The sequence below is a fragment of the Nonomuraea sp. NPDC050328 genome (assembly GCF_044459405.1).
GTDB lineage: Bacteria > Actinomycetota > Actinomycetes > Streptosporangiales > Streptosporangiaceae > Nonomuraea.
Window position 1 is genome coordinate 1,270,952 of record NZ_JBITIW010000001.1, and the last position, 11,544, is coordinate 1,282,495.

Annotated in this window: 12 protein-coding genes and 1 pseudogene; 4 read left to right on the plus strand and 9 right to left on the minus strand. The window is 65.1% G+C overall.

Going from position 1 to position 11,544, the window contains the following annotated elements:
- Positions 1-38 precede the first annotated feature (38 nt).
- A complete protein-coding gene (locus ACIBG7_RS06025; protein ID WP_397335323.1) occupies positions 39-764 on the minus strand; it encodes a GntR family transcriptional regulator in 726 nt (241 codons plus the stop codon).
- Positions 765-1,669: 905 nt separating this feature from the next.
- On the opposite strand from ACIBG7_RS06025, the gene ACIBG7_RS06030 reads away from it, so the two are divergent.
- Both ACIBG7_RS06030 and ACIBG7_RS06035 read left to right on the plus strand, forming a co-directional pair.
- Entirely contained in the window at positions 1,670-2,539 is an 870-nt protein-coding gene (locus ACIBG7_RS06030) for a DUF5919 domain-containing protein (RefSeq protein WP_397335324.1), read from the plus strand.
- Positions 2,536-3,333 (plus strand): inositol monophosphatase family protein, encoded by a 798-nt coding sequence (locus ACIBG7_RS06035; protein WP_397335325.1) that lies wholly within the window; start codon positions 2,536-2,538, stop codon positions 3,331-3,333. The genes ACIBG7_RS06030 and ACIBG7_RS06035 overlap by 4 nt, the downstream gene beginning before the upstream one ends.
- A 132-nt stretch (positions 3,334-3,465) precedes the next feature.
- Here the strand turns inward: ACIBG7_RS06035 and ACIBG7_RS06040 are convergent, their stop codons facing one another.
- Entirely contained in the window at positions 3,466-3,888 is a 423-nt protein-coding gene (locus ACIBG7_RS06040; protein WP_397335326.1) for a hypothetical protein, read from the minus strand.
- 1,186 nt (positions 3,889-5,074) lie between these two features.
- On the minus strand, positions 5,075-5,263 hold the full coding sequence (locus ACIBG7_RS06045) for a hypothetical protein (RefSeq protein WP_397335327.1): 189 nt from the start codon (positions 5,261-5,263) through the stop codon (positions 5,075-5,077).
- Positions 5,264-5,570: 307 nt separating this feature from the next.
- Here ACIBG7_RS06045 and ACIBG7_RS06050 point away from each other — a divergent pair, with 307 nt between their 5' ends.
- The gene (locus tag ACIBG7_RS06050) at positions 5,571-6,158 is read left to right on the plus strand and encodes a GNAT family N-acetyltransferase (RefSeq protein ID WP_397335328.1); all 588 of its coding nucleotides are present in this window, start codon (positions 5,571-5,573) and stop codon (positions 6,156-6,158) included.
- Between the two features lie 381 nt (positions 6,159-6,539).
- On the opposite strand, the gene ACIBG7_RS06055 is transcribed toward ACIBG7_RS06050, so the two are convergent.
- The 3 genes from ACIBG7_RS06055 to ACIBG7_RS06065 form a co-directional block, all read right to left on the minus strand.
- Positions 6,540-7,178, minus strand: coding sequence for a DUF1963 domain-containing protein (locus ACIBG7_RS06055; RefSeq protein ID WP_397335329.1), 639 nt, complete (start codon positions 7,176-7,178; stop codon positions 6,540-6,542).
- 582 nt (positions 7,179-7,760) lie between these two features.
- Positions 7,761-8,240: a hypothetical protein gene (locus ACIBG7_RS06060; protein WP_397335330.1), complete on the minus strand. Its 480-nt coding sequence runs from the start codon at positions 8,238-8,240 to the stop codon at positions 7,761-7,763.
- 883 nt (positions 8,241-9,123) lie between these two features.
- Positions 9,124-9,525, minus strand: coding sequence for a GNAT family N-acetyltransferase (locus ACIBG7_RS06065; RefSeq protein WP_397335331.1), 402 nt, complete (start codon positions 9,523-9,525; stop codon positions 9,124-9,126).
- Between the two features lie 89 nt (positions 9,526-9,614).
- Here ACIBG7_RS06065 and ACIBG7_RS06070 point away from each other — a divergent pair, with 89 nt between their 5' ends.
- Positions 9,615-9,953 carry a hypothetical protein gene (locus ACIBG7_RS06070; protein ID WP_357915011.1) on the plus strand — a complete coding sequence of 113 codons (339 nt, stop codon included), beginning with the start codon at positions 9,615-9,617 and terminating at the stop codon, positions 9,951-9,953.
- Here ACIBG7_RS06070 and ACIBG7_RS06075 read toward each other — a convergent pair.
- The 3 genes and pseudogenes from ACIBG7_RS06075 to ACIBG7_RS06085 form a co-directional block, all read right to left on the minus strand.
- On the minus strand, positions 9,913-10,752 hold the full coding sequence (locus ACIBG7_RS06075; protein ID WP_397335332.1) for a type II CAAX prenyl endopeptidase Rce1 family protein: 840 nt from the start codon (positions 10,750-10,752) through the stop codon (positions 9,913-9,915). The two genes, ACIBG7_RS06070 and ACIBG7_RS06075, sit on opposite strands and share 41 nt — an antisense overlap.
- A 204-nt stretch (positions 10,753-10,956) precedes the next feature.
- Positions 10,957-11,190 (minus strand): hypothetical protein, encoded by a 234-nt coding sequence (locus tag ACIBG7_RS06080; RefSeq protein WP_357915008.1) that lies wholly within the window; start codon positions 11,188-11,190, stop codon positions 10,957-10,959.
- 111 nt (positions 11,191-11,301) lie between these two features.
- A pseudogene (locus tag ACIBG7_RS06085) lies at positions 11,302-11,394 on the minus strand (hypothetical protein); the annotation flags it as partial.
- Between the last annotated feature and the right edge of the window lie 150 nt (positions 11,395-11,544).

Genomic DNA, 11,544 nt, shown 5'->3' on the forward strand with positions numbered 1-11,544 from the left:
CTTGCTTGACAAGTCGAGTTGCTGTGACTCAGATCACACTACAGAGCGTAGGCGTCTTCCAGCTCGTGGAGGCTGCCGGGCATGACGAGATCGACGATCACTGCGGGGCGGCCGGCGGAGTCGGAGACCTTGGCGACGATGTTCAGCACGGGCGCCGAGGGCTTGAGGCCGAGGAGGCGGACCTCCTCGCGGCGGGGGTGGCGGGCGGTCATACGCTCGACCACGTGCGTCAGCCTGACGCCTCTCGCCTCCAGCGCGCGACGGACGCCGGTCGACAACGGGGCGGGGGCGGTCAGGCTGCTGTCGTCGGCGAGGTCGGCCGGAAGCCAGAGCGTCACCAACTCACTTGGCCGGCCGTCGGCGGTGAAGAGCAGCCGGCGCATGAGGGCCTCAACCTTCTCCGGAAGGTCGAGCAGGTCGGCCACCACTGCCGGCGCCTCGTGAAGGGTGGCTTCGACCACCGTGCACGGTTCGTCGGCTTCGATGCGGTCGAGGACAGCACGGCTTGGACGGCTCACCTCCTCCGCCGAGGGCGGGACGGCTTTCACGAACGAGCCCTTGCCGTGCTCGCGTTCGATGATGCCGCGGAGCTGCAACACCTGGAGGGCACGGACGACCGTGGGCCGGGAGACGCTGAACTCCCTGACCAACTGGGTCTCGGACGGGAGCAGCGAGCCGGGCGGGAAGGTGCCGTCGTCGATCTTCCGCCTGATCGCCTGGACGATCTGGGCGTACTTCGGGGGCGCGTACTCGTCAGACGACATCGTTCCTCTTAACAACTCGACTTGTCGTTAAGACTAGCCGCGGGTTGGTCGTCTGTCTCCCTTGGAGTGCGGGAGGGGTACGGCAGCGCGGGATGCGGGCTCTCTCCTGCACACCCGGAAGGCTGGAGAATCACCGCGCTGCCGTACTCCTAAGGGTGAAGTGGCGTGCTCTCGCGCACCTGCGCCTGCGCGGACGTCACCACCACTTCACCCCGACTGTGGGGGGCGAGGTAGCGGGCAATTACGGCCCGACCGTCCTCGGTATTCATTGCCTGCTCTATCGAGCCGAAATATGAATCGATGCAGGCGCGGATGTGTTGTTCGCTGGCCGGCGGGTGCAGACAGAACAGAATGGGCACCGAGTACATCCGCTCTAATCCCTTCTCGGCTGAGCGTCCGAAATCCGGCGAGCGGTCGTCACCACGTCGTCAGCGGGAGAGAACGCGAAGACCAGGCGAGGCTCGCCGAGCGCCGTCATGGAGCGCCAGCGGAACCAGCACCCGTTCGTCCAGACGAGAAGTTCCTCCCGAAGGGACAGGACGGCGAGCCCATATCCGGTGTGCACGCTGGCCGGCAGCCCACGTCGTCCCAACTCCGCCCTGAGCTGCTCTGCGGCATCGGCCGCGGACCGGGCCATCAGCGGTCTCCCAGCGCACGACCGGTGCCGCGACAGTGGAGGCAGGGCGCCTTCACCCGTCCGCCCTGCGGGGGCGCATCGGCGATGAGGCCGCGCCGGGAACTCACGTATTTCCACGACCGGCCCTGACAGTGCTCGCAACCATCAGCCATGAGGAGAGAATCGCGCCGGGTGTTGTCCCGTCTCGACGGCTTGTGCGTGCCGCCTTCTTGCGGATTGTTCCGCCTTGTTTCGTCCCTGTGCCGTCTTGGTGTTTACTCTGGAAACGATGGCTGGACAGGCGCAGTTAACGACGGGCGAGCAGCCGCTTTTGTTGAAGGTGCTACTGCGGCAGCAGCATTGGCAGACGTACAACACCTTCTGCAAGGAGTACGACAAGGCGGCGCAGAAGGTCGACGCGTCCTTGGTCGGGCGACCACCCAGCCGGACGCAGCTCCATCGGTGGCTGTCGGGGGAACTCAAGGGCCTGCCGTACGGGGATCACTGCCGTGTGCTTGAGGCGATGTTCCCTGGCCGGAGCACCGAGGAACTGTTCTCCCCGGTCCGGGCCGAGCCGGCGGCCGCAGCCCCGGTTCCCGCTCCCACTGCCGGCGTCGGGCAACTCGCTGACGTGACAGCGGTGTTCAGCAGCCGATCCGCCTTCGCTGCGACCTACCCGCCCTCGAAGCTGTTCGACGACGCCTCGGAGATCCAGGCCGCGGGACTCTCGCTCAACCTGATCTGCCAGAGCTACCCCGACCACCAGCTCAAGCGGCTGCTGGAAGGCGGGACACGCATCCAGTGCCTCTTCCTCGATCCCAACGGTCTCGCGATCAAGGCTCGTGAGGCGGAGGAAGGCTACACCGACTCCACCCTCACCGCCCTGACCGCGCTCAACATCAACTTGCTGACCCGGCTCCGCGGGCAACTCACTCCGGACGCGTCCAAGCGTCTGGAGATCGCGGTCTACGACGAGACGATCCGGTTCAACATCCTCATCGTGGATCGCACGACCTGTGTCGTTCAGCCGTACCTCCCCCAGGCCCGAGGCGTGGACTCGCCCACCTTCGTCATCGACGACAACACCGCGTCCACCGGCCTCTTCCCCGTCTTCGACCAGGTCTTCACGTCACTATGGGAGCGGAGCCGACCGGCATGACCACCGACACCAAAGCACTTCTGCCGATCGCGCAACGCGCCGTGGCCATCGCCCACGAGCTGGTGTGCACACGGGTTCCTCAGACGATCTCGTTCAAGGGACACCGGGACATGGTCACCGAGGTGGACCTTGCGGTCGAGCACGCGGTACGCGACTTCCTCGCCAAGGAGACCCCCGAAATTGGCTTCCTCGGCGAAGAGGAAGGCCCCGTCATCCGTGAGGGCAGCGGCCTGATGTGGGCGCTCGACCCCATCGACGGCACCGCCAACTTCATGCACGGCATCCCACTGTGCGGCATCTCCCTCGGCCTGGTCGACGGCGACCGCTCCATCCTCGGCGTGATCGACCTCCCCTTCCTCGACATGCTCTACGCGGCCGTCGACGGCGACGGCGCCACCTGCAACGGCCATCCCATCGAGGCCAGCAAGACCACCGACCTGGACGCCGCCATCGTCGCCATCGGCGACTACGCCGTCGGGATCGACGCCGAGGAGAAGAACCGCGTCCGCATCCCACTGAACCACCAGCTCGCCGCCCGCGTCCAACGCGTACGCATGTACGGCTCAGCAGCCGTGGACCTGGCCTGGGTCGCCGAAGGCAAGACCGACGCCTGCATCATGCTCTCCAACAACCCCTGGGACACCGCTGCAGGCGTGACCATCGCCCGCGAAGCCGGCGCCCTCGTCACCGACGCTTCCGGACGATCCCACACCATGCGGTCAGGAGCCACGATCGCCGCAGCACCCGCAGTCCTTGCCCAAGTCATCGCCGTACTCAACGAAGCAGGCGCCTAGCACTGCCGAATTGTTCTTGTAGAGATCAAGGGCGGCGCTGCGCGCCACCACGCGGTCCGAGCTTGCGGCCCGCACACTGCGCGTGCGGCCTGGGGGCCGTTCTCGCGCACGGTCCGCCACTCGGGCCGCGACCTACTGGAAGGCTGCCAAGATATCCATGGTCGAGTCGTCACGCTTGCTGGCCATGAGGTAAACGACTTCGCCCTCCCAATCGGTGGACACGCCGTCGAGGCCATCAACGCAGATGACGCACTGCTCATCGTGCGGCTCGTCGATCCGGCTCCACCCCTTGACTAGGAACTTCTGGAAGATCTGTTCACTATCCATCCGTACACTCGCCGTGAATGAGATAAAGCCACCGGACCCAGAGTCGCAGTCATTCCCCTCTTCGAGAGTGACGGCAACAGCCTCGGGGAGAAGCCCCGACACGATCTCCTTGAGATCTCTGATGTCCGCGTTGGCCGCTGCCTCGCATCCGGGCCGACAACCAGTCATCAACACGGATAAGACGAGTCCTGCCGCGAGAGCAGCACCAGTCCTTTCAAGCCTGTCCATCGGCTGACCTACTCCTTAAGGTTTCCGGCTAGCGGGGCAGCGGTACAGGCACTACGCCTCCGGCGGGGGTACTCCGGCTCCGGGATGATCGCCGTGCTGAGTCTGGGGTCCGTAGAGGGCTGAGGTGGAAGCCTGATCATGCCGTCCGCCATCGTCCCGGGACAAGCCGAGCAGCCCAGGGCCATGGGGCCAAGGTCGTTCTTCCAACGGGGGAGCTCCACCTTGACCCCATGGCCTTGGCCCGCTTGCCGTACGGGTGGACGAGGCAGACGGGAAGATCAGGCGTCGGTGGACTGGTGCGGGAGATATCGCTGCCATAACCTTGTCCAGACTTGATCACTGAAGGGTTCGATGTGCGCATATTTATCGTGGCCATCGTCGCGATCTCGCTCTTGGGCGGTTGCGCAGTTTCGATCCGTGACCACCATGGTTCGGGTTCCGAATCGATGTCTCGCGGCCTGATTGACCCACCCGCAGTCACTCGTGCCCTCACAGATCTTGCGCGAGGAGTCAAAGGAAAGGTGCTCCTTCATCACGTCGATAGGGAGGGGCAGAACACCGCCTGGAGCACGAAGCTCAAGATGGGGACGTCGTTTCTCCTCTCCGTCGACTGCGTAGAAGCAAGTGGGGCGATGACTGTCCTCATTGATCAGTCTCGATTGCCTCACCAATGCTCTGGCGGGCCCAACAGCATTCGGATCAGTACGGTCCCTGACAAGCCGGCTGTCCGAAGCATCCAGGTGGAGGTGCCCAAGGGGGCCAAGTGGGCCATTCTCATTTCGAAGCCACCCCAGAGCTAGCAGCAACCTCTTCGAGAGAGGTCGTCCGTTGACGGCAGCGGTCCCAAACAACAGCACCCACACTCGACTGTCGAGTGGGATGGGAGCGGTACTACACGGTGAATGATCGTGCTGATTAGGAAGCGGTCCGAGCTCGGCCGTCGTGCCCGTTGCGTGCCCGTTAGAAGAGTGATCAAAGGGGACTCGCGGGGAATCACGGGTAGCCGAAGCGCTCCCCCGCAGGTCAACGTTTTCCCAGCTCAGCGGCCAAGATCGTTAGCGGCTTCCCAAGCTGACAGCGCGGGTTCGATTCCCGTCACCCGCTCTCATGTTGAAAGCCCAGCTCAGGGTGATGGTCCTGAGACTGGGCTTTCGTTGTTCCTGGGGTCGGATGATCTTCCGTGCAATTAGCGTGCAATTAGGGCCGCAGGCGGGTCTTCCTCGTCGGGGCCGGTGATGTGGCGGTCGATCGCGTCCGTGATCACCTGGTCCACCCCGCGAACGGCATGCTGATAGATCATCGCGGCGCGGATGTTGTCGTGCCCCATCCGGCCCATAAGGTCCTTTAGGCCCACTCCCGAAGCGGCGGCGAACATGTTGCCGGTGTGACATAGATCATGGAAGTGGAGATTCGGGACGCCGATGGCCCGGACGGCTTCCGGCCAGGCGGACGCTCGGTCGAACCCACTTCGCCGCATCGGGCCGCCCTGGCTGCTGGGAAGACGAGGGCGTTGGGGTCGTCCCCGACCGTTGGTCCCGAGATCCACAGAAAGGGTAAGGAGCTTCGCGCACCGGCCCACCCCTTCGACTCCCGGATCTTCGCCCGTGAGGTCCGTACAAGGGGCCCCCTTCCATCCAGTATCCGCAGGTAAGAGGCGTCAGACATACGGATAGGGTGACGCAGTGCTAAATCACATTGAGACCGAGCGGTTGCTGCTGCGCCGCATCACCGCAGACGACGTTGACCATCTGGTGGAGCTGGACAGTGATCCCGAGGTCATGCGCCATCTGAGCGGAGGTGTGCCGACATCACGAGAAAAGATCGTCGGCGAGGTCCTCCCCCGCATCTTGAGCTACACCGGCGACCAAGGGTTCTTCGCCGCGATCGAGAAATCGACCGGGGACTTCCTAGGCTGGTTTCTCCTGCGTGCCAAGCATGGCGAGCCCGAGGACGAACCGGAGCTGGGTTACCGGTTGCGCAAGATCGCTTGGGGGAAGGGCTATGCCACCGAAGGATCGGTTGCGCTGATCACGAAGGCTTTCACCGAGCTGGGAGCCCGTCGCGTGTACGCGGAGACCCTGGCAGCCAACATCGGATCGCGCCGGGTGATGGAGAAGGCAGGGCTCCAGTACGTGCGCACGTTCCACATCGACCAACCCGAGATTCCCCGCTCACAGCAGGAAGTAGTGGAGTACGAACTGCTCAGAGACACCTGGGAGGCGACGCCTCCGGCGGGGGCACTCCGGCTCCGAGATGCTCGCCGAGCCTGACCGAGGGGGCCGGTCAACGGCTGAGGTGGAAGCCTGATCACCCCGTCCGCCATCATCCCGAGACAAGGCGAGCGGAACGGAGCCACGGCGCCACGGTCTTTCGTCCGGTGGGCACTCCACCTTATCCCCATGATCCCGGGTGTCAGCCTTGAGCCGGAACGACATCATCAGCGCCGGCCGGTCATCGAACCGTCGTTGTTTGATGACCGCATCCGGCAGGGAGTACACGGTGGCTTAGGTGGAAGCGTGGTCGCTCCGCTTTCCATCGCCTCGAGCAAAGCCAAGCGGGACCCGGGCTGTGGCCCGCTTCCCTTCAGGGGTGGCTGACCACAGATCGGACAGGCGCGGACAGACGGCAGTATGCGCGTCGCCGGGCCACGTTTATGACCCTTGGCTGAGAGAGTCCACGGGGCGCTCCGGGCATTCCAGGCAGACGAACAGGTAGAGCGATCCAGCGTCCTGGATCATGAGACCCGTGGGCTCCTGTAGCTCCAGCGGAGCGTGTGGAGCAAGCAGAGAACGCTCCTCGATGGGAGCCCAGCGCTTCCCGCTTTCAATGTCGAACTCCTGAGTAGCAATCGTCAGCAGATGCGCCATCTCATGACCTTCACCGCATTCGACGTGCGCAGGATCTTGGATCCAGGACACCCAACCCCCGACCTTGCTGCCTGGAGCGCTCGAGAGGTGCGAGAAGTAGCTCCAGCCGTCAGAGTTGGGAGATTCGTCCTCCCAGGCCCAGATCCGCTTTGCGAGGTCAGCGGGGAGTTCCCAGCCCGCGGGGTACTCCTGCACACGCTCCGGCGATAGCACGCAAGCCGTAGGGAGGTAGGAGGCGTCGCTGTCTGAATCCGGCGCGGGGGCATCGACGAGAGGATTACCGACCGTTTCCGCCCTCCGCCAGCGCACGATCGGGTGCGGCTGGAAGTACGGCTCATGATCGAGCGGGCACCACAGAACTTGAAGGGCGTCGGCGTCACCCGGGAAGGGCAGCTCGGGAACATCTCGAGCGAAGAGCTGCATGACGGAAACGAGCGGAAGCGGGTCCCATCCTTCTGAAGGGTCATGAGTCTGGGGGACGGGGCAGACAGGCCACGGTTCAGCCGCAGGCCACAACAACGGCCCTCCGATCGAGCTGTCCATGATAGCAGGCTTTCCTCGACGCGGATGCAGACGAACTGCAGTCCTGCGTTGCCCTGCCAGCTCAGGAAAGAAAGCCGCTACGTCGAACGGTTCCGAGGGAGTCGTCAACCCCATGCTCACCACTCCGATCACAACGGAGAACGTCGTAACGGCACACCGTAGAGCAGACCACCGACAGAATGAAGCCTTGCTCCACATTGAGATCGTCGCGCCATCAGCCGGAGTTATGAGAGGTCAACCGCCGTCACTCACGACCGGCCTCCGTCGCAGGCCGACGCCTCTACGAGCCAAGATCCATTCATCCCCGGCGCTGGCGGCGCGGGTTGTTTCCACGGCCCACCCGCTCACTGCTTGGGGTGTGCATACTCCCGTCCTTCGCACTTGCTCGGATCGTTGGACGCTTGGGTCAGGGCCGCCGTGGAAGAAGGCCATCGTCATCCTTGGGTCGTCCTCGCTGACCATCTAGCCCCTTGGATCGCTCATACGCACCGCTCGATCCGCCGCGACGTCGAAACCCAGATCAGGCCTCCCGCAGCCCTCCGGCGTCATCAACACCGACTTCCCAAGGGCGCGCCCGATTGCCTTGAGGAACGCCACCAGGATGTCCAGACGCTCCTGACCCTGCAACTCCCGCAGATCAACGTCGAAATCGATGGAGACTGCTCGATAAACCCTGAAGATTGCCAGCACGTCGGGAACGGGCCAAACTCTCAGTTCCGACGCTTTGCCCTCGGCCGCAGCCGCCACCATTTCGGCAGCCGCGGGAAGCCTTTTCGGTTTACCGCTGAGCGAGTATGCATGCCGCCAGCCTCGAGTCCGAACGAGGTCAATCAGCGTCTGCCAGTCGTCCACAGTCGTTCTCTCGATGACCACGTCCGGCAAGGCGCCGTTCGTCTTGAGATCAAACAGGGACTTCACGTCTTCCCAACGCAGGTCAGGCATGAGGTTCATCATCACCTATTACATGCCTCCGACGGGATACTCCAAATGCCGGGTCATCGCCGAGCTGGGTGAGAGGCCCGCAGGTGGTCGAGGGAGCTTGACCATCGTGCCATCGTCGCCCTGGGTTAAGCCGAGTCGGACAGGTCCCGGCAGCTTCGGGCGGGACGATCAGGCAGGAAGGCGCGCGTGGTCGCACTTCAGCGCTCCAGGTAGGAGCCATCGGGGCGCATGATTTCGTGTCTGCTGAGTGGGCGAATGGCCGACCAGCCACCATCGTCGACCTCTACAGCGAGGCGGAGAGTGCCGTCTCCATGGGGGAGGATGTGGGACCTCACATTGTACGTTCGGCCGTCCTCGGCCATTTCCTGCCGGAGCTCGGATTGGCCATCGGCCTCCATCGCAGCGAGCTCCGCGTAGGTGGCTCGTCGCATCCAGTCAGCCATATGCTCGTTCGCGATTCGGGTCGCGATCTCCTTATCGAGCCCCACGTCCAACCCCTGATCGTCGCGCGCGATTCAATCCAATGATGAACATTCGTTGTGGCAGCTCGTGGCCGGCTGAGAATTCCGCTGAGCAGCCACCCCAGACGCACGCCCATGGCGTTCTCGATCCATCAATCGAACCAGACCACCAACCGGACGCCGTCGGGCCCGAAACGCTCCGCCAAGGCGAGTCCTCAAGGGGCGGTCTGCGGTTCTTGCTGTCTGGTCGCCATGACCAGCTCCTCATTTGGTGGAGCTCTGATCGCCGAGCGAGGGATCCTGCGCCTGGAGTCCCACGCTTGCTGGGAAGCGGGATATGGCACCTGAACCGGGTGTGGCACGGACCTGCGTCCGGCTCATAGAGCAGGACGGCAGGCGGCTGGACGTGGCGAAGGACCGGATCAGCCTCGAAGGGCCGACCAGTTACGCAGGCCCATGCCTGGAACGGGGCGCATGCCGAGCTTCTCGTAGTACGGCTGGAGCTGCGGGTCGCACAGGAGGTCGACCGAATAGAAGCTCTCGGCGGCCTTCAGTGCCCGGTTCACCAGCTCGCGGCCAATGCCCTGGCCCTGGTGTTCCGGGAGGACCTCGAGCCAGGGGATGAAGGCCGTCAGCACGCCGTCGCTGATCATGTTGATGAAGCCGACGGCGCGGCCGTCGCCCTCCATGGCTACGACGGCGTAGTAGCTTCCCCGCAATACGGCGAGGTGCTGCTCCGGCGAGGGTGGTGCGGGCCAGCCGACGAAGAAGCCGCGCAACTGGCTGGCTTCGAGGGTGCTCATGTCGTCCGTGTAGCTGATCATTTCTTGCCGTTCTCCCGGTCTGCGGATCTAGCGAGCGAAGGTATCAAGTGGCCATGGGAGCCGTTGCTGGGCTGAAAGGGGTCGGGGGCATGGGTGCCTGGATCTATGTGCGCGGGTGGCTGGAGTTCTACGGGCAGCGGGCCGCGGCTGAGCGCATCATTCGGCGGGGGGAAACCAAGGGGTGGGCTTTTCCTGAAGGTGGGTGGCTGGACGCAGTTTGTTATGCCCGCGGCGTTCGGGATGCCGGTGAGGTCCTCGGTCCGCTGCGGGAGATCGCGGCGTTGCCGGCCGTGGATGCGGACGGGGATCGGGTGTGTGGCCTGTTCTTCGCGTTTCACGAGGCGGGCGGGCAGGAGGAGTGGCAGGTGCGGGACGGTGAGGTCTTCGTCACGCCTGCTTCGTCTCGCTACGACTATCTGTGGAAGTAGCGCTTGCCGTACCTGGAAGGAAACGGGCGGCTACCACGGCTAGCAGGGTGAGGCCCAGGGCGGCCGGCCAGGTGGTTGCGACGGGGTGGCCGGTGAGGGTGGCTACTGCGAAGAGGGCCCAGTTCACGCTGTTGTGGCCGAGGATCGCGAGGAGCAGGCTGCCGCCGGAGCCGTTGGTGAGCCACGACAGCACCACGGACAGGGAGACGGTGAGCACCAGGTAGGCGAGGAGTTGGCCGGGGTCGCTGCGAGCGGTGTCCCATTCGCGGATCAGGAACAGGGGGGCGTGCCAGAAGCAGTGGACGACGCCGAGGAGGAGGGCGGCCGGGAGGGGGTGGAGGCGGCGCTGGAGGTGCGGGAGGGCGACGCCGCGCCAGCCGGGTTCTTCCTGGATGGGGCCGCCGATGAGGTAGGTGGCGTAGGTGATCGGTAGGAGGGCGGCGGCTGCGGTGGGGGCAGTGGGGGTGGTCAGGAGGTAGCCGAGGGCGGTTGCGACTGGGATGGCGAGGAGGGCTAGGGCGTACCAGCCGGGGTGGGCTCGCCAGTGGACCAGTCGGCGGAGGAGGGCTCGGCGGCCGGCGGGGCCGGCGGTCAGGTGGGTGACGAGGAGGGCCGCGGCGAAGGGGCCGGCGAACAGGCCTAGTTGATTGATCGCTGCGATGGCTGGGAGGGGGAGTTGGTACGGCAGGGCGGCCAGGCCGCTCGCCGAGAGCCACCAGGGGCTCCAGCCGATCCAGGAGCCCAGGTAGGCCAGGGATAAGAAGGCGACTAAGGGGTGGCGGCGAATCCAGGCGGTCATGGGTGTCCTTCTCGGTCGGCGGGGCCTTTGGGTGTCTCGGGGCCCAGGTTGTCGGGGGCGTGCGGGCGAAAGGGGCGTCGGGAGCGCGGTCGTCCCGGGTGTTGTGGGAGGAGAGGTCGTCAGGGGCGCGCAACTCCCGGTCGTGGCGGGCGTCGGGGCTCTTGGACGTCGTGGGCGTCGGTGGCCTGGTCGTCGCGGGCGTTGCTAGGGCAAGGGGTCGTTGGGGGCGGAGAGGTCGTCCAGGACGGATTGCCAGAAGGCGAGGTTGGCGCGGACGGTGGCTCGGCCCCAGGTGAGGACGCGGCGGTGGCTGGGCTGGTCGCCGCCCAGGCCGGGGTGGTCGAGGAAGCGGGCGGTGGCGGCGAGTTCGGCGGTGCGGCGGCGGGCTAGGGGTTCGATCAGCTCGGGGGCGGCGTCCATGAAGAAGAGCTTGAGCATGGCGGGGTCGCGTGGTTGGGATGGTTCGGGTGGTTGGCCCAGCCAGTGGACCAGGGCGGTGCGGCCTTCGTCGGTGATCGCGAAGGTGCGGCGGCGGCGGCCGGTTTCCTCCTGCGTTGCGGTGACCAGGCCGAGGGTGGCCAGGCGCTGGGGTTCGGCGTAGAGCTGTGAGCGGGGGACCTGCCAGAAGAACTCGACGGAGAGTTCGACGTTGCGTTGGAGTTCGTAGGAGGTCTGGGGGCCGGCGGTGGCTAGGAGGCCTAGGGCCTGTCTTCAAAGGTGATCTAGATGGTGGATCATCGTGAGGTGATCCGGCGTCATGAGCTCAGTGATGAAGAGTGGGAGCGGCTGCGG

Coding starts and splice junctions, on each gene's coding strand:
- ACIBG7_RS06025 (WP_397335323.1), bottom strand. CDS start 764: ATGTCGTCTGACGAGTACGCGCCCCCGAAGTACGCCCAGATCGTCCAG.
- ACIBG7_RS06030 (WP_397335324.1), top strand. CDS start 1,670: ATGGCTGGACAGGCGCAGTTAACGACGGGCGAGCAGCCGCTTTTGTTG.
- ACIBG7_RS06035 (WP_397335325.1), top strand. CDS start 2,536: ATGACCACCGACACCAAAGCACTTCTGCCGATCGCGCAACGCGCCGTG.
- ACIBG7_RS06040 (WP_397335326.1), bottom strand. CDS start 3,888: ATGGACAGGCTTGAAAGGACTGGTGCTGCTCTCGCGGCAGGACTCGTC.
- ACIBG7_RS06045 (WP_397335327.1), bottom strand. CDS start 5,263: ATGTTCGCCGCCGCTTCGGGAGTGGGCCTAAAGGACCTTATGGGCCGG.
- ACIBG7_RS06055 (WP_397335329.1), bottom strand. CDS start 7,178: ATGCAGCTCTTCGCTCGAGATGTTCCCGAGCTGCCCTTCCCGGGTGAC.
- ACIBG7_RS06060 (WP_397335330.1), bottom strand. CDS start 8,240: ATGCCTGACCTGCGTTGGGAAGACGTGAAGTCCCTGTTTGATCTCAAG.
- ACIBG7_RS06065 (WP_397335331.1), bottom strand. CDS start 9,525: ATGATCAGCTACACGGACGACATGAGCACCCTCGAAGCCAGCCAGTTG.
- ACIBG7_RS06070 (WP_357915011.1), top strand. CDS start 9,615: ATGGGTGCCTGGATCTATGTGCGCGGGTGGCTGGAGTTCTACGGGCAG.
- ACIBG7_RS06075 (WP_397335332.1), bottom strand. CDS start 10,752: ATGACCGCCTGGATTCGCCGCCACCCCTTAGTCGCCTTCTTATCCCTG.
- ACIBG7_RS06080 (WP_357915008.1), bottom strand. CDS start 11,190: ATGCTCAAGCTCTTCTTCATGGACGCCGCCCCCGAGCTGATCGAACCC.